The 16,854-nt window shown below is 71.1% G+C and carries 17 protein-coding genes; 4 read left to right on the plus strand and 13 right to left on the minus strand.

Annotated elements, in window-relative coordinates; genetic code table 11:
- Window positions 1–155: 155 nt before the first annotated feature.
- From cobM to ABTZ89_RS04955, 9 genes are all read right to left on the minus strand, one after another.
- Window positions 156–899 (minus strand): precorrin-4 C(11)-methyltransferase, encoded by a 744-nt coding sequence (gene cobM / locus ABTZ89_RS04915; RefSeq protein ID WP_351040292.1) that lies wholly within the window; start codon window positions 897–899, stop codon window positions 156–158.
- Window positions 896–2,131 (minus strand): precorrin-6y C5,15-methyltransferase (decarboxylating) subunit CbiE, encoded by a 1,236-nt coding sequence (gene cbiE, locus ABTZ89_RS04920; RefSeq protein ID WP_351040295.1) that lies wholly within the window; start codon window positions 2,129–2,131, stop codon window positions 896–898. Before cbiE ends, cobM begins: the two co-directional genes overlap by 4 nt.
- 23 nt (window positions 2,132–2,154) lie before the next feature.
- Complete coding sequence (locus ABTZ89_RS04925; RefSeq protein WP_270946899.1) at window positions 2,155–2,556, minus strand: pyridoxamine 5'-phosphate oxidase family protein; 402 nt, start codon at window positions 2,554–2,556, stop codon at window positions 2,155–2,157.
- 67 nt (window positions 2,557–2,623) lie between these two features.
- Window positions 2,624–4,123, minus strand: a complete 1,500-nt coding sequence (locus ABTZ89_RS04930; RefSeq protein WP_351040298.1) for a DEAD/DEAH box helicase — start codon at window positions 4,121–4,123, stop codon at window positions 2,624–2,626.
- 204 nt (window positions 4,124–4,327) lie between these two features.
- Window positions 4,328–5,293: a serine protein kinase RIO gene (locus tag ABTZ89_RS04935; RefSeq protein ID WP_502949510.1), complete on the minus strand. Its 966-nt coding sequence runs from the start codon at window positions 5,291–5,293 to the stop codon at window positions 4,328–4,330.
- 230 nt (window positions 5,294–5,523) lie between these two features.
- Window positions 5,524–6,267: a peroxide stress protein YaaA gene (gene yaaA / locus ABTZ89_RS04940; protein ID WP_351040301.1), complete on the minus strand. Its 744-nt coding sequence runs from the start codon at window positions 6,265–6,267 to the stop codon at window positions 5,524–5,526.
- 56 nt (window positions 6,268–6,323) lie between these two features.
- A complete protein-coding gene (locus tag ABTZ89_RS04945; RefSeq protein WP_351040303.1) occupies window positions 6,324–7,253 on the minus strand; it encodes an endonuclease domain-containing protein in 930 nt (309 codons plus the stop codon).
- Window positions 7,254–7,417: 164 nt separating this feature from the next.
- Entirely contained in the window at window positions 7,418–8,716 is a 1,299-nt protein-coding gene (locus ABTZ89_RS04950; RefSeq protein WP_351040306.1) for a cytochrome P450, read from the minus strand.
- Between the two features lie 74 nt (window positions 8,717–8,790).
- Window positions 8,791–9,144, minus strand: coding sequence for a VOC family protein (locus tag ABTZ89_RS04955; RefSeq protein ID WP_270946904.1), 354 nt, complete (start codon window positions 9,142–9,144; stop codon window positions 8,791–8,793).
- Window positions 9,145–9,265: 121 nt separating this feature from the next.
- On the opposite strand from ABTZ89_RS04955, the gene ABTZ89_RS04960 reads away from it, so the two are divergent.
- Window positions 9,266–11,011, plus strand: a complete 1,746-nt coding sequence (locus ABTZ89_RS04960) for a proline--tRNA ligase (protein ID WP_270946905.1) — start codon at window positions 9,266–9,268, stop codon at window positions 11,009–11,011.
- A 7-nt stretch (window positions 11,012–11,018) separates the two neighbouring features.
- Here ABTZ89_RS04960 and ABTZ89_RS04965 read toward each other — a convergent pair whose 3' ends face one another.
- Window positions 11,019–11,765 carry an AraC family transcriptional regulator gene (locus ABTZ89_RS04965; protein ID WP_351040310.1) on the minus strand — a complete coding sequence of 249 codons (747 nt, stop codon included), beginning with the start codon at window positions 11,763–11,765 and terminating at the stop codon, window positions 11,019–11,021.
- Window positions 11,766–11,850: 85 nt separating this feature from the next.
- On the opposite strand from ABTZ89_RS04965, the gene ABTZ89_RS04970 reads away from it, so the two are divergent.
- On the plus strand, window positions 11,851–12,213 hold the full coding sequence (locus tag ABTZ89_RS04970) for a DUF4345 family protein (RefSeq protein ID WP_351040313.1): 363 nt from the start codon (window positions 11,851–11,853) through the stop codon (window positions 12,211–12,213).
- 2 nt (window positions 12,214–12,215) lie between these two features.
- On the opposite strand, the gene ABTZ89_RS04975 is transcribed toward ABTZ89_RS04970, so the two are convergent.
- The 3 genes from ABTZ89_RS04975 to ABTZ89_RS04985 form a co-directional block, all read right to left on the minus strand.
- Complete coding sequence (locus ABTZ89_RS04975) at window positions 12,216–12,902, minus strand: HAD family hydrolase (protein ID WP_351040316.1); 687 nt, start codon at window positions 12,900–12,902, stop codon at window positions 12,216–12,218.
- A gap of 29 nt (window positions 12,903–12,931) precedes the next feature.
- Entirely contained in the window at window positions 12,932–14,218 is a 1,287-nt protein-coding gene (locus ABTZ89_RS04980; RefSeq protein ID WP_351040319.1) for an MFS transporter, read from the minus strand.
- 136 nt (window positions 14,219–14,354) lie between these two features.
- Window positions 14,355–14,765, minus strand: a complete 411-nt coding sequence (locus ABTZ89_RS04985; protein ID WP_270946910.1) for a YjbQ family protein — start codon at window positions 14,763–14,765, stop codon at window positions 14,355–14,357.
- A 95-nt stretch (window positions 14,766–14,860) separates the two neighbouring features.
- On the opposite strand from ABTZ89_RS04985, the gene ABTZ89_RS04990 reads away from it, so the two are divergent.
- Window positions 14,861–15,910, plus strand: a complete 1,050-nt coding sequence (locus tag ABTZ89_RS04990; RefSeq protein WP_351040322.1) for an aminotransferase class V-fold PLP-dependent enzyme — start codon at window positions 14,861–14,863, stop codon at window positions 15,908–15,910.
- A gap of 54 nt (window positions 15,911–15,964) precedes the next feature.
- Window positions 15,965–16,854: hypothetical protein (locus ABTZ89_RS04995; RefSeq protein ID WP_351040325.1), on the plus strand; the 890-nt coding region annotated here is incomplete at its 3' end.

A 16,854-nucleotide genomic window follows, 5' to 3' on the forward strand; every position in this document is an offset into this window, starting at 1 on the left:
CCCGGCGCGCTCCGACCCCGACGCAAATTCAATGGAAATCAGATGTCCGATTTCATTGAATTTGCGGGAAGTCGTCCACAGGTCGGTGTGTCGTGCACCGACACACCGGCGGGTCACAACATCGGTTGAACGATGCGTGCGTGCTGCGCGACGGGTCAGTCCCGGCAGCGGTTCGGGGAGTAGAGGTGGCTGTCGGGGAACTCCGAGGCCGTCAGGACTTCGCCGACCACGACGACGGCGGTCCGGGTGATGCCCGCCGCTCGGACGTGCCCGGCGATGTCGGAAAGCGTTGCGCGCAGGACGATTTCGTCCGGTCGGCTCGCGTTGGCCACGACGGCGACCGGACAATCGGCACCGTAGTTGGGCACGAGCTCCTCGACCAGTTCCTCGATGCGGTTGACCGCGAGGTGCAGCACCATCGTCGCTCGGCTCTGGCCGAGCGTGGCCAGGTCCTCGTGCTCCGGCATCGGCGTCGCGCGGGCCGAAGTCCGGGTCAGCACCACGGTCTGCCCGACCCCGGGCACGGTGAACTCCCGGTTCAGCGCGGCCGCCGCAGCGGCGAACGCAGGCACGCCCGGCACGACCTCGTACGGGATGCCGGCGGCGTCGAGGCGGCGCATCTGCTCGGCGACGGCGCTGAACACCGACGGATCCCCGGAGTGCAGGCGCGCCACGTCGAGTCCGGCCTCGTGCGCGGCCGACATCTCGGCGAGGATGTCGTCCAAGGTCAGCTTGGCCGTGTCCACCAGCTTGGCGTCGGCGGGGCAGTGCTCCAGCAGTTCGTCCGGCACCAGGCTGCCCGCGTACAGGCACACCGGCGACGACGCGATCACATCGCGGCCCCGCACGGTGATCAGGTCCGCAGCACCGGGACCGGCACCCACGAAACGAACTGTCATCGCTTGCTCACCACCCACTGAGTCACCGGCATCGACGGCCGCCAGCCGGTGAACCCGCCGATCGGCGCCGCCCGCTCCACCGAGATCCGGACCAGTTCACCGCCGACGCGGCGGTACCAGTCGGCCACCAACGCCTCCAATTCCAACGTGACCGCGTTGACCACCAGGCGTCCGCCCGGACGCAACGCGGCCCAGCACGCCTCCAGAACGCCCGGTGCGGTTCCGCCGCCGCCGACGAAGATCGCGTCGGGTTCGTCCAGGCCGTCCAGGCCGTCCAGCGCGCGCGGCACAGCTCCGGTCACCACCTGGAGCCCGGGAACGCCCAGCGCTGCCGCGTTCGCGGTGATGCGCTGCGCCCGGTCGTCGCGGTGCTCGACGGCGACCGCGCGGCAGGACGGATCACTGCGCATCCACTCGATCGCGATGCTACCGGCGCCCGCACCGACGTCCCACAACAGCTGGCCCGGGGTCGGAGCCAGCCGCGCGAGCGTGACCGCCCGTACTTCGCGCTTGGTGATCTGCCCGTCGTGCTCGAACGCGTCGTCCGGAAGTCCGGGCGTGGTAGGCAGAACCCGCGCATCGGGAGCCGGGCGGCACTCGATCGCGATCACGTTCAGCGGACCCACCGACGATTCTTCCCAGCCATCAGCGGTGGAAGTGATCCGCTGCTCGTCCTCGCCGCCGAGATCGGACAGCACGGTCATGCTGCTCGGCCCGTACCCGCGCTCGCGCAGCAGCGCCGCGACGTCGCGCGGGGTGGTGCCGTCGGAGCTGAGGACCAGCAGCCGGTTTCCCGGCTGGACGCGGGGGTGCAGCAGTTCCACCGGCCTGCCGACCAGGCTCACGACCGCGGTCTCCTGCACCGGCCAGCCCATCCGCGCGCACGCCAGCGACAGCGACGACGGGTGCGCGACGATCCGAACCCGGTCCGGGCCCAGCAGCTTCACCAGGGTCGCGCCGATTCCGTAGAACATCGGATCGCCGCTGGCCAGCACGCAGATCGACCGGTCGGCGTGCTCGGCGAGCAGGCCGGGCAGCGCCGGCAGCAGCGGACTGGGCCAGGCCACCCGCCGGCCGGTCGCTCCGGGGACCAGGTCGAGCTGGCGCGAACTGCCGAACAGCACCTCGGCGGAGTCCACAATGGACCGCGCGGTCGGGGACAGACCTGCTGCACCGTCCGCTCCGATGCCGACGACGTGGACCAGCTCCGGCTTCTCCTGCTGAACGTTCACCGCACCACCTCACCACGTCGTGGTCAGGCGTTGCCGAGGACCTTCGTCACGGAGATCTCGATCACCACGCGCGCCGGGTTCTCGCGGGGCTTCTTGTAGCGCTGCTCGTACCGGCGCTCGGCGTCGGCCACCGCTGCGGGGTCGTCGCGCACCACGGCGACCCCCTCCAGGGTGGACCAGCGCCGCCCGTCGACCTGGCAGACCGCGACCTTCGCCCCGTCCGGACCGGCCGCCCGGATCTGGCGAGCCTTGTGCGAGGTGCCGGAGGAGATCACCCGCGCGGTCGCCGTCTCGACGTCGAGGGTCACCCCGACCGGGACGACGTGCGGTGTGCCGTCGGCGCGCACCGTCGTCAACGTGCACAAGTGTCGTTCCCGCCAGAACTCCAGGAACTCCTCGCTCGCGTTGTCCAGCCTCCGGCTCACTGGATTCCTCCTCGTGCGGATCGTCGACGTGCCACCCATCGTCCAGGTCGGTCGGGGCGGGACCCCGTCACGCCCGGCGGGCTCCACCGCGATTGCCGCCGCGCCGGGCCTGGCCCTGTCCACGCCGGTCGCCGCCCTCCGCGCGCCGCCCGTCGTCCGACGGGCGCCGACGCCGGTTGCCCTGGGGCTCGTCGCGGCGCTTGTTGTTCCGCGGGGCGTCGCCGCGCTTCGGACCGCGGTTGCGCGGGGTTTCGCGCGGCTGCTTCGGCGCGGCGAGCGAGACACCGCTGGGCTCGCGGGCACCGGTGACGCGGACCAGCTCAGCGTCCTCCGGGCGCACCGACGTCGTCTTGGCCTTGACACCGGCCTGGTTGGCCATGGTGCGGAAGGCGTCCCGCTGGTCGTCGGTGACCAGGGTGACCACCGTGCCCGTCGCGCCCGCGCGCGCCGTCCGCCCGGCGCGGTGCAGGTAGTCCTTGGGATCGGCCGGGGGCTCGACGTGGACGACCAGGCTCACGTCGTCGACGTGGATGCCGCGGGCCGCGACGTTGGTCGCCACCAGCGTCGTCGTCTCACCGCTGCGGAACTCGTCGAGGATGCGGGTCCGGGCGTTCTGCGCCTTGCCGCCGTGCAGGGCACCGGCGGGGATCCCGGCCGCGCGCAGCTTCTTGGCCTGGCGGTCGGCGTGGTGCTTGGTGCGCACGAACATGATCGTGCGGCCCTCGCGAGCCGCGATGCGCGCGAGCACGGCCTGCTTGTCCGTCGTCGACACCAGGAACTGGTGGTGCTCCATGCTGTCGACGCTGGCCGCGGGCGGCGCCAGCGAGTGCACCACCGGGTCGGTCATGTACCGGTCGACGAGCTTGTCGACGTCACCGTCCAGGGTGGCGGAGAACAGCAGCCGCTGGCCGTCCGCCGGGACCAGGTCGAGCAGCTCGCGGACCTGCGGCAGGAAGCCCATGTCGGCCATCTGGTCGGCCTCGTCGAGCGCGGTCCGCTCCACTTCGGACAGCACGCAGGTGCCCTGGCGGACGTGGTCGGCGAGTCGTCCCGGCGTCGCGACCAGCACGTCCACGCCGCGGCGCAGCGTGTCGACCTGGCGGTTGAACGAGGTGCCGCCGACGACCTCGCGGACGTAGAGCCCGAGGGCCTTGGCCAGCGGCTTCAGCGAATCGGTCACCTGGGTGGCCAGTTCGCGGGTCGGGACCAGCACCAGGCCGCGCGGGTGCATCGGGCGGGCGCTGCCCTGCTGCATCGCCAGCAGCGGCAGGCCGAACGCCAGCGTCTTGCCGGAACCGGTCTGGCCGCGTCCGAGCACGTCGCGGCCGGTCAGCGCGTCGGGGATGGTGGCGGCCTGGATCGGGAAGGCCTCGGCCATCCCGTTGTCGGCCAGCGCGCGCACCAGCCGGGTGGGCAGTCCGAGATCGGCGAACGGCGCGGGGGCGACCGCGGTCACACCGACCTCGTCGAACAGGCTGCGCTTGGTCTGCTGCGGCTTGCCCTGCGGTCGGCGGCGGCGCGGACGTCGGGACGAGCGCGCGGGCGTGGCGGACGAGCTTGATGGCACGAAGAACTCCCGGAAATGGCACGTCACGGGGAGGCTTCGCGGGAAGTCCGCGGGCGATCACGAGGACGAGCCCGGCGCGTCGGCGCCGATAGGTGGTCAAACGTGTCGCTGCGGACACGGGCCGGTGATCCCGGCTCTCGTTCTGGATTCTACCCTGATCGGCCCGGATGCCCATGGCTGGCGTCCGGGCCGACCGGGACGGCCTCATCGAGGCAGATTCCCCGCTGCGGCAAGGATTTCGACCAGCGCGTCCGGATCCGTCCGGGCCTCGTCGGCGCCGCGGGAGCGGAACCATGCCGCGATGTTGTGTGCATCACGTCGCAGGTAGTCCCGGCCGAGCGGGTTGGCCACCAGGTCGACCGCCTGCGGCAGGTCGATCAGCACCAGCCGCCCGTCGTGCACCAGCACGTTGTACGCGGACAGGTCGCCGTGCGTGAAGCCGTGCTGGGCGAGCACGACCAGGGCCTCGACCAGCTGCGACCAGAGCTCGTCGAGCTCATCGGCATCCGGTCGCAGCGCCGCCAGGCGTGGCGCCGCCGTGCCGTCGGGCGTGCCGAGGAATTCCAGCAGGATCTCGGTCCCGACCCGCTGCACCGGGTACGGCACCGGAGCTCCGGCCAGCCACAGCGCGGACAGCACGCGGAACTCCGCCACCGCCCACTGCTGGGCGATCATGCCGCGCCCGAACGACGTGCGCTGCTGGATCGCCCGCATCTCGCGGGATTTGCGCAGCCGCCGGCCTTCCAGGTAGCCGGCATCGCGCTGGAACATCCGGTGGTCGGAATCGCGGTACCGCTTGGACGCCAGCAGGCAGGACTCGGCGCCGGGCAACGAGCGCCGCAGCAGGTGGACGTCGGCTTCCTTGCCGGTCTTCAGGACGCCGAGCTCGTGGTCCACCGCCGCCAGCTCGGTCACCAACCAGGTCGGATGCGGTTGCGGGCCGCGCTCTCCGGTGTCCCAGGTGGACCAGCGGTCGGCACCGTCGGGCAGCGGCTGCGGTTCGGGTTCGTCGCGCAGCGCTGCGAGCCGCTCGCGTTCCTCCTCGGTGAGCCGACCGCGCCGGACCGGCTCGTCGTCGAAGCGCTGCCGCTTGGTGGATTTCGGTTTGCGCGCCTTGCTCTTCTTGGTGTTGCGGAACAGATCCGCGTCGTACTGCTCGTACGAGGACAAGGTCGAGTGCTCCTTCAGGGCGGACCTCCGCCCGAGCACCGAAGTTCAGCGCACGCGTGGCGGAGGGCAAGAGGTTCGAATCCATCGGTGCGCGAAAACGGCGCGCACAACCATCACAACGGCCACCACGACGAACCTCCCTTCCTCGGCGTGCTTTCGACGAGCACCAGCTTGACCGATCAGCACCTGCGGCGACAACCGGTTTTTGACCTGCGGTTTCGCGGTCGAGTTCAGGCCTGGACGACGACGCAGAGCTTGCGGTCGGCTTCGCGTTCCGCCTGGAGGCCTGCGTCGCTCGCCACGGCGAGGACGTCCTCGATCGACTCGGGCTCGTCCGACGACTGGGCGAGTGCCCGCGCGAGCTTGCCCTTGTGCGCCTTGTTGTGGTGGCTGACCACCTTGCGCTTGCCGGTCGCGTCCTCCGACAGCACGCGGACCTCCACGGCCCCCGGAACCTTCGCCAGCGCGGCATAAGCCCCGGAGCGCAGGTCGACGACGAGATCGTCGGCAGCCGCCAGAACCGGCTCCAGCACGGGCCGCCACACGCTGCGCAACGTCCCCAGGCCGGGCAGCGAACTGCCGCCGGAGAGCCGGTAGGCGGGGATCGAGTCGGTCCCGCGCACGATGCCGAACAGCGCCGACGCCACGGCCAGCCGAGTATCGGCCTGCTTGCGCTCGATCGCGGACAGCGACTGGACGTCGAGGGCGTCGTAGAGCACCCCGGTGTAGCGCTCCAGGGCCGGCGCGGTGGGCGCGTCCCAGAGCTCGGCGTTGCGCTGGACCTCCTCGACCTGGCGCTCGGACAACCCGAGCGCGTCCAGGCTCGCGGGCACATCATCGGCCAAAGTGGACAGTGCCTCGACCAGCTGCTGCCGGGTGCCGGTCAACTCCGGATGCGAAAGCCCGCCCAAGTCCAGAGGCGCACCCGAACCACCGACCGACTTGGTCTCCGAAGGAGGCAGCAAAACCAACACCCCACCAGGGTAAGCGTTCCGGGAACGCCCTCGACCGGGCCTCCGTGTGCGGGGAGTCACGCAATTTCCATTGAAATCGCACCTCCAATTTCAATGGAAGTTGCGTGCTGGTGCTCCAGCGCTGCCTCGATCTTCGCGACGACGGGGTCGAAGTTGCCCCGGAGCTGGTCGTTGGTCACGACTATGACGATCCACCCGAGGCTCGAGAGCCGCTTCCGACGCGCCTCATCCCGTTTGACCTGTTCCGGATCCGCATGCCAACCACCGTCGTACTCGACCGCGACCCGAGCGGCCTCGAAGGCGAGGTCCACGCGCGCGACGAACTGCTCGCCGTCGAAGATCTCCAGCTGCGGAACCGGCCGCAGGCCGCGGAGCAGGAGCTCGACCCGCATGATCGACTCGGGTACGGATTCCGCGCGTCCGTCGAGGTACTCGAGCCGCATGCGCGCTCGAGCGACGCCGTGGCCCTTCCGCCCGACGAGGAATCCGGCGATCTCGTCGGGCGTGATCACCCCTGCATGCAACAGCGCGTCGCAGTACGCGACGGCATGTGAGATCGAGCGTTGCTTGAGCATGTCGAACGAGATGCGCGGGAACCCCGCCACACCGACACCGCGCCACGGTGAGTGTTCGGATTCGGCGGCTCGGGTAGAAGTGCAGCGGAGTCCGTTCCTGCGGAGCATCCCGTCCTCGCGCGGCACGATCACCTCGACGGGAGAACCGAAGTCGGCCAGCGGCACTCCGCGCAGCGTGGCTGCCGACCGGCCGGTGATCACCGAGCCTCGAGGCAGGGTCAAGGTGGCTCCGGCGCACTTGAGCTCGTGCGTCAACGGGGTCTCGGCTGTGGTGTAGACGCCGTGCAAGACCCGGCGAAAGGCACCGCTCCGCAGGTCCCAGTCCGTGTAACCGGCGTCGATGGCCTCGGAGCGGAGGAACACGTTGTAGGGCTTGTCGTCGATCGTGGGCGGTCGCGTAGTAGATGTCATACAAATACAGAGACGCGAACCCCCTGAACAGATACACCTCGGCGGAAAATCGCCGAAAACTGTGGATAACTAGGGTCCCCTGTGGATAACTTCCGCAAATTCAATGGAAATTGGACGTCCAATTTCCATTGAATTTGCGTCGACGTCGGTCGGTGCCGACCGGGTCAGGTGGGGGTGAGGGTGTGGTTGGTGGTTGCTGGGAGGGTGGCGAGGCCGTGGATGAGGGAGGTCGGGCGGGGCTTTGGGGCTCCTGCTCGGCGGAGGCCGGGGAGGCGGGTGGCCAGGTTGCGGAAGGCGATCTCGGCTTCCAGGCGGGCCAGCGGGGCTCCCAGGCAGTAGTGGATGCCGGAGGAGAACGCCAGGTGTTCGGCACGGTCCGGGCGGTTGATGTCGAACCGGTCCGGGTCGGGGTGCACCGCCGGGTCGCGGCCCGCGGCGGCCAGCAGCGTCAGGACCGGGGTGTCCAGCGGTAGGTGGCGACCGGCCAGGTCGAGCGGTTCGTGGGCGATGCGCATGGTCATCTGGACCGGCGGGTCCCAGCGCAGGGTTACCTCGACCACCGCCGGCGCCAGGTCCGGATCCGCGCGCAGCTGCGCCCACTGCTCCGGGTGCCGCAGCAGCGCGTGGGTGCCGTTGCCGATCAGGTTCACCGTCGTCTCGAAACCCGCGACCAGCAGCACGTCGCACAGCTGCACCAGCTCGGTGCCGGTGAGCTTGTCCTCGTCGAGCGCCGCGACCAGATCGCTGACGACGTCCTCGCCGGGGTTCGCCCGGCGCTGCTCGATCAGCCGGTCGAACATCGCGTCGAGCTCGGTGAACGACTCGCGCATCTGCCGCAGGTGGCGCGGCGAGCGGATCCCGTCCAGCGCTCCCGCCAGGATCCTGCCGTGGTGCGCCAGCCGTTCCGCGTCCAGCGGCGGCAGCCCCAGCAGCTCGCAGATCACCCGGATCGGCAGCGGCCCGGCGAAGTCGCGGACCACGTCGAACTCGCCGCGTTCGACCGCCCGGTCCAGCAGCTCGTCGGTGATCTGCTCGATGCGCGCCCGGTAGGTCTCCATGCGGCGGGGCCGGAACGCGGGGGCGGCGAGCTTGCGCAGCCGCGAGTGGTCCGGCGGGTCCAGCTCCAGCAGCGACAGCTGCAGCTCGACGGCCGACGCGGTGGGATCGCCGTACGCGCCGTCGCTGGTGCGCACGCCGAACCGCCGGTCCCGCAGCACCTCGTCGCACAGCTCGTGCGTCGTGGCGAGCAGAACGCCCAGCTTGCTGCGCACCAGCGGCCCCTGCTCGCGCAGCAGGCGGTGCTGCGGGTACGGATCGTTGCGCCACGGGGCGTGCAGCAAGCGCGCCATCGGGTCGCCGCGCTGGGCGAAGACCCAGGTCATCGCTCCCTGCGCGAACAGCCGTGCGCCCAGGGACAGTTCGGCCAGCCGACCGTGGCCGTCGCGGACGTGCGAAGCGGACATCGGGCCCCCTCGGTGGATCGGACCTGCCATCGAGGTAACCGCAGGGCGGGCGGCGCGGCAATGACCTGATCGGCTCAGTGGCCGCTGGCCACGCAGAACTCGTTGCCCTCCGGGTCGGTCAGCACGGTCCAGCTCAGCCCGCCCGGCGCCTCGTGCTCGCCGACTTCGGTCGCGCCCAGTTCGACCAGCCGGCGCACCTCGGCGGCGCGATCGGTGGTGCCGAGGTCCACGTGCACCCTGTTCTTCCCGGTGCGGGGCTCGGGAACCCGCTGCAGCCCGAGCGCCACACCGCCTTCCCGGTTCGGTGCGAGCATCATGAACTCGCCGACGTCGAGGACCACCGAGGTGTCCAGCGCCCGGGTCCAGAACTCGGCGAGGGTCTGCGGTGAGGCGCAGTCGATGGTGACCATGCCGATGCTCAGCGTCATGGTGCGAAGCTAGCGGCGATCACCGACACCGGCCCGCGAACCGGTAATCCGCTGGTGGTGACCCCGGGGGCACTCGATACGCTGCCGGTGACGAATCAGCCCGGATGAGGAGCCAGTAGCCGTGATCACGAGGATGTCGACGTTGTTCCTGCGTACCCTGCGCGAGGATCCGGCCGACGCCGAGGTGCCGAGCCACAAGCTGCTCGTCCGCGCCGGCTACGTCCGCCGCATCGCGCCGGGGATCTACTCCTGGCTGCCGCTGGGCCTGCGGGTGCTGCGCAAGATCGAGGAGATCGTGCGCGAGGAGATGGACGCCATCGGCGCCCAGGAGATCCACCTGCCCGCGCTGCTGCCCAAGGAGCCCTACGACGCCAGCGGCCGCTGGACCGAGTACGGCCCGCAGCTGTTCCGGCTGAAGGACCGCAAGGGCGCCGACTACCTGCTCGGCCCCACCCACGAGGAGCTGTTCACCCTCACCGTCAAGGGCGAGTACAGCTCCTACAAGGACTACCCGGTCATGCTGTACCAGATCCAGACCAAGTACCGGGACGAGGAGCGGCCGCGCGCGGGCATCCTGCGCGGGCGCGAGTTCGTGATGAAGGACTCCTACTCCTTCGACATCGACGACGAGGGCCTGTCCCGCTCCTACCAGCTGCACCGCGACGCCTACGTCCGGATCTTCGACCGGGTCGGGTTGCGCTACGTGATCGTGTCGGCGACCTCCGGTGCCATGGGCGGCTCGGCGTCCGAGGAGTTCCTGGCCGAGAGCGAGACCGGCGAGGACACCTTCGTGCGCAGCACGGGCTCGGGCTACGCCGCCAACGTCGAGGCCGTGATCACCCCGGCGCCGGCCGCTGAGCCGCTGGAGGGCAAGCCCGCCGCCGAGGTCCACCACACGCCGAACACGCCGACCATCGAGAGCCTGGTCGACTTCCTCAACGCCAACACCGACCGCAAGTTCACCGCGGCCGACACCCTCAAGAACGTGCTGGTCAAGACCCGCCAGCCCGGTGCGGAGGAGTGGGAGCTGCTGGCCGTCGGCGTGCCCGGCGACCGCGAGGTCGACATGAAGCGGCTCGAGGCGTCGCTGGAGCCGGCCGAGGTGGAGCTGCTCGAGGAGTCCGACTTCACCGCCAACACCTTCCTGGTCAAGGGCTACATCGGCCCGAAGGCGCTGCAGGACAACGGGGTTCGCTTCCTGGTCGACCCGCGCGTGGTGACCGGCACCGCGTGGGTGACCGGTGCCGACAAGACCGACCACCACGTGGTGGACCTGGTGTGCGGCCGCGACTTCACCCCGGACGGCACCATCGAGGCCGCCGAGGTCCGCGAGGGCGACCCGTCGCCCGACGGCCAGGGCACCCTGGTCGCCGCGCGCGGCATCGAGATCGGCCACATCTTCCAGCTCGGCCGCAAGTACGCCGACGCGTTCGGGCTGGACGCGCTGGGCCAGGACGGCAAGCCGAAGCGGATCACCATGGGCTCCTACGGCGTCGGCGTGTCCCGCCTGGTCGCCGCGATCGCCGAGCAGAGCCACGACGAGCAGGGCCTGGTCTGGCCGCGCGAGGTGGCCCCGGCCGACGTGCACGTGGTCATCGCGGGCAAGGACGAGAGCATCCGGGAGCGCGGTGAGGCGCTGGCGGCCGAGCTCGACGCGGCCGGTGTGCAGGTCATCCTGGACGACCGGACGGTCTCGCCGGGCGTGAAGTTCGCCGACTCCGAGCTGGTCGGCGTGCCCACGATCCTGGTGGTCGGCAAGGGCCTGACCCGCGGTGTCGTCGAGGTCCGCGACCGCCGCACCGGCGACCGCGCGGAGATCGAGGTCGACAACGCGGTCGAGCACGTCGTCAACGCGGTGCGCAGCTGACGGAATTTCACGAAGCCCCCGAGGACCGCTCCTCGGGGGCTTCGTGCTGCCACGGGCGGATTTCCAGCGGGGTGGACAGCAGCTTGCTCGGGCTGAGGCCGAACATCGCGTGGAACGCCGAGCTGAAGTGCGCCGAGCTCGCGAACCCGGCGGCGGTCGCGGCCGCGGTCAGATCGGCGCCGTCAGCGATGTGCGCGGCAGCGCTGAGCATCCGCGCCCACAGCCGGAAGCGGCGCAGCGTGGTCCCGGTGTCGCGCTTGAACAGCCGGAGGAAGTGCGACGGCGACAGGTGGAGCTGTGCGGAGATGTGCGCGGCGGACAGGTCCGGGTTCGCGCTCAGCAGCTCCACCGCCGCCAGGATCCGCTCGTCCCGCGTCGTGCCGTCGTCGCCCGTCGCGAGCGCGACCCAGCGCTGCACGTCGTGATCGGTGAGCGCCCCGCTCAGCTCGGCGAGTTCACGCTCCCGCTGGTGGTCGGAGCGGATCGCGCCGACCGGCCGCATCATCGCCGAGCAGGAGCGCTCGGGCGCCGAGCCCGGTTCGAGGAAGAAGGCCGCTATCCGCCCGGTCGTGGTGACCTGGCACGTCAGCCGCGGCGGGATGAAGGCGCTGCGCAGGCGGGACGTGGTGCCGTCGACCGTCACCTGCAGCGGTTCGTCGATCCCGATCGCCAGGCAGGACGCGGCACCGGAGTGCGGGTCGAGCTCCAGCGGCGGCCCGCAGTAGAGCGCTTCGCCCGGCAGCAGCCACACCACGCCGCGATCAGCTGAGCACGTTTTTGGAAGCGCCCCGGCCGCCGCCTCCCGCATCGTTGTCGGTGATCTCGTTGGGAGGAACGACATGGGTGCAGCGCTCCTGGTCATCGTGGCCGCCTTCTTCGCCGGGCTGGGCGTGTTCGGGCTGGTAGCACCGGCTGCGCTGGTGCGGCCGTTCGCGATCGAGCTGAACGCCCCGGAGAGCCGTTCCGAGGTGCGCGCGGTCTACGGCGGGTTCGGCATCGCGATCGCTGCCGTGCTGGTGGTGGCCGTGCTGGACACCGACCTGCGCCGCGGCATCGCGATCGCGGTCGCCGCCGCGTTGCTCGGGATGGCGGTGGGGCGGGTGGTGTCCGGGCTGGCCGACCAGCGCACCCGGTTCTACCCGGTCTGGTTCTACTTCCTGGTCGAGCTCGCCGGCGCCGGTCTGCTGGCGCTGGTGCGGTGAGCTCACGACAAGGCGGTGAGCACGGCGTCGGTGTCGGCGAGGTCGGGGAGGACCGCGTGGGCACCGGCGGCGTGGAGCTGGATTTCGGTGCTGTGGCCGGTGGCCACGCCGACCGCGATCGCGCCGAAGCTCAGCGCGCCCGCGACGTCGTGCGGGGTGTCGCCCACGACCACGACCGAGTCGGGGGAGATCACCGCGCCGCGGCGGTCCGCGGCCTTGGCGACGGAGTCCGCGATCAGGTCGTGTCGGTGCACCGAGCCGGCGCCGAAGCCGCCGATCTCGAAGTCGACGTGGTGGTGCAGGTCGAAGGACTCGAGCTTGTGGAAGGCCACCTCGGCGAGGTTCCCGGTCACCAGCGTCTGCTCGAACCCGGGTTCCAGCGACAGCGCCTTCAGCACCTGCGCCGCCCCGGGCAGCGCGCTGCCGCGCTCCGCGAGCTCGTCGCGGGTCTCGGCGACTGCGCTGGTCAGGGCGGTGAACATGGCCGCGATGGTGGTCTCGTCGGCGGGGACGCCGTGGTTCTCCAGGACGTCTGTGGTGATCGCCAGCTCGGTGCGCCCCGCGGTGTCGGGCATGCTCTCCAGCGCCCGTCCGGTGACCGCTGCGAGCGCTTGGCGGTACCAGCGGGGGCCGAAGCCCCTGGCGTCGACGAGCGTCAGGTCGATGTCCCACAGCACGAGTCGAGTCACGGACCCATCGTGCCAGCTCGCCCGTGTCGTCAGGACGTCAGTTCTCGGCGGGCGGTTTCGGGGACGATCAGCATGCCCACCGCGGTCAGCGCCAGGCAGGCGATCAGCAGGACCACCACCGGGGTCGGGGAGTGCGTGGCGCGCAGCAGCGCGGTGCCCGCGAGCGGCGCTGCGGCACCGGCCAGGACGGTGGCGGCCTGGTAGCCGAGGGACACCCCGGAATAGCGCACCGAGGTGCCGAAAAGCTCGGCGTAGAAGGCGGATTGGGCTCCGGTGAGGGTGCCGTGCAGCAGCAGGCCGACCGCTACCGCGAGGAACACCAGGGCCGATTCGCCGCTGGCGACCAGCGGGAAGAACACCATCGTCCACAGTGCACACACCAGGGCCGCGCCGACCGCCACCGGGCGGCGTCCGAGCCGGTCGGACAGCGCGCCGCCGGCCAGCATCGCCGCTGCCTGCACGAGCGAACCCGCGGTGACCGCTGCGGTCGTGATCGCCGTGGGCACGCCGATGCTCCCCGCGTACACCAGCAAGAAGATGGTGAACACGTAGAAAGCCGCGTTCTCGCCGACGCGCGCGGCGAAGGCCGCGAACACCTCGCGCGGGTACTGCCGCAGCGCCTCCAGAACTGGCGCCCGGGCCTCGCGGCGCTGCTCGGCGACGGCTCGGAACAGCGGCGACTCGGCGACCTGCAGCCGGACCCACAGGCCGACGACGACCAGCAGGATCGACGCCAGGAACGGGATCCGCCAGCCCCAAGCCGAGTACTGCGCGGCCGTCGTGCTCCCGGCGACCGCCGCGAGGGAGGCGGTGGCCAGCAGGTTGCCCAGCGGTCCGCCGGTCTGCGGCCACGCGGTCCAGAAGCCGCGGCGCCGGCGAGGTCCGTGCTCGGCCACCAGCAGCACAGCGCCGCCGAACTCGCCGCCGAGGGCGAAACCCTGCACCAGCCGCAGCAGCGTCAGCAGCAGCGGCGCGGCGATCCCGATCTGCGCGTAGCCCGGCAGCACGCCGATCAGCACCGACGCCGAACCCATCGTGAGCAGGCTGATCACCAGCAGCCGCTTGCGCCCGATCCGGTCGCCGAAGTGCCCGAACACCAGCCCGCCGAGCGGTCGGGCGGCGAAGCCGACGGCGTAGGTCACCAGCGCGAGGAGGACTCCGAGCAGCCCGTCCGCGTGCGGGAAGAACACCGGGCCGAACACGGTCGCCGCGGCCGCGCCGTAGAGGAAGAAGTCGTAGAACTCGACGGTCGTCCCGACCACGCCCGCCGACACCACCCGGCCGAGCCGCCGCCCGCTGCCCACTGTCGTCGCCACGAACGCAAAGAGTGCGCGCACGAACACGCACAGCGCAAGATTTCGCGCCCCGATCGTCCACTTCCAGCCAAGAGCGCCCCCTGCTGGTGGGGAAGTGGTCGATTTCGTGCGAAATCGACCGTCACCGCGTGCCGGATCAGCCGGGGAGGAAGCTGAGGCGGACCCTGCGGACCGGGTTGTCCACATTGGTGTCCACCAGGCAGACCGACTGCCAGGTGCCCAGCGCCATCTCGCCGCCCAGGACCGGGATCGTCGCGTACGGCGGGACGATCGCGGGCAGCACGTGGTCCCTGCCGTGACCCCGCGAGCCGTGCCGGTGCTGCCAGCGGTCGTCCTTGGGCAGCAGTTCGCGCAGCGCCGCGAGCAGGTCGTCGTCGCTGCCCGCGCCGGTCTCGATGATGGCCAGGCCGGCGGTCGCGTGCGGCACCCAGACGTTGAGCAGACCGTCCTCGGCCGACGCCGAGCGCAAGAACCGGTCGCACTCGGCGCCCAAGTCGTAGACGACCTCCACGGATCCGGTGCGGACCTCGATCTCCTCGCTGCGCATGGCTCCCACCGTATCCGGCGTGGCCGTTGCCGGTGGTCTGCGCACGTCCCCGAAAAACCGTTCCGCGAGGGCTGATCCGGTGCGAGGATGCGGGAATGCGAAAAGCATTCGGCGCGGAGTTCGACGTCCCCGACGGCTACCTCAACACGGCGAGCATCGGGATCCCGCCCGCCCACGTGGCCCGCGCGGTCGCCGAGTCGGTGCGCAGGTGGGGGAGCGGGCTCGACGGTCCCGGCGACTTCGAACCCGCCGTCGCCACCGCCCGCGCCGCCTTCGCCCGGCTGATCGGCACCACCGCGGACCGGGTCGCGCTCGGCACCACCGCGTCCCAGCTCGTCGGCCTCGTCGCGGCCAGCGTCCCGGACGGTACGCGGGTGCTGGTCGCGGAGGGCGACTTCACCAGCGTGCTCTTCCCGTTCGCCGCGCAGCAGGACCGCGGGGTGAAGGTGACGGAGGTCGAGCTGGGCGAGATCGCCGCGCACGCCGCCGATCACGACGTGGTGGCGGTCAGCGTGGTGCAGTCCAGCGACGGCCGCATCGTCGACCTCGAAGCGCTGCGCGCCGTCGCCGAGACGACCTCGACGCGGGTGCTGCTCGACGCCACGCAGGCGGCCGGCTGGCTGCCGCTGCAGCTGGACTGGGCGGACTGGGTGGTCAGCGCGGCCTACAAGTGGCTCATGGCGCCGCGCGGCGCGGCCTGGCTCGCGATCCACCCCGATGCGCCCGAGATCCGCCCGCACAGCGCGAACTGGTACGCCGGTGAAGACCCGTGGACGACCACCTACGGGCTGCCGCTGCGGTTGGCCGGTGACGCCCGTGCGCTCGACCTCTCGCCGACGTGGTTCTCCCAGGTCGGCGCGGCCGTGTCGCTGGAGTGGCTGGCCGGGCTGGACATGGCCGAGGTGGCGGCGCACTGCACCGGCCTGGCCGACGAGTTCCGGGCCGGGATCGGCCTGCCGCCGGCCGGTTCGCCGATCGTTTCGGTGCAGGTCGCCGATGCTGTGCCGAAGCTCACCGAAGCCGGGGTGGCCTGCGCGAAGCGCGCTGGTCGCGCGCGCCTGGCGTTCCACCTGTACAACACCCGCGCGGACGTCGAGAAGGCGGTCCGGGCACTGGGAGGTACGTCCGGGGTGTCCGTCTCGTAATGCGCAACGGCTACCGTGGGTTCCGTGCCCGATGGAAAAGGTGCGCCCGACGACATGACGGGTGAACGAGCCGACACGCAGCGCGAAACCGCTCCGCTCCGCCGCGACAACTCGCGGATCCAGCCGGATCGGGCACCGGTGGACCCCGGAGTCGGGCAAACCACCCGCCCGGTGTTCCCGCCCCCGCCGCAGCATCCCCAGCAAGCGCCGATGCCGCCGCAGCAGCCCCCGCCGCCGCGCCCGGTGCGCCAGCAGACCAACCCGCAGGTGCAGCCCGCGGTGAACCCGCCGACCAACCGGCAGCCGATGCCCGGCTTACCGCCGTCCGGGAAGAAGCGGATCACGCCGATGGGCTGGGTCGCGCGCGGCGCCGGGCTGTTCGCCATCTCCGTGGTGTCCGGGCTGATCTGGATGGCGCTCAAGCCCGCTGCGCCCGAGCCGGAGGTGCCTGCGGCGACGCCGCTGAAGTACCAGTTCGACCCGATCCGCCGCGAGGACGGGTTCCGCGGCTGCCAGAACGTCTCGGACTACAAGATCCAGCAGTTCTTCCAGGGCGAGGAGTGCGAGCACCTCACCCGCGCGCTCTACGACACCAAGCTGCCCGACGGCACCCGCGTGCTGACCTCGGTCGTCACCGTGCGGATGCCCAACGCGGACAGCGCGCAGCGGCTCGACGACCTGACCACCCAGGACAGCACGGGCAACATCCGCGACCTGGTCGACGACGGCAGCGAGGACACCAAGGGCCTGCCGGAGCTCAAGGACAAGGCCTACGCCTCGGACCGCCAGAACGAGCTCGTGGTGATCGGCGACTCGGCCTACTACGACAAGGCGACCCCGAACAAGGACCCGCTGCTGCTCGACGTCTCCAGGGAAGCCCTCAGCTCGGCCTCGCTGATCAGCTCGCGGGCCTCGGTCTCGGCGGTGCCGCGGATGATCTCGGG

Origin of the sequence: Saccharopolyspora sp. NPDC002686, assembly GCF_040295745.1 — a bacterium.
Classification (GTDB): Bacteria; Actinomycetota; Actinomycetes; order Mycobacteriales; family Pseudonocardiaceae; genus Saccharopolyspora; species Saccharopolyspora oryzae.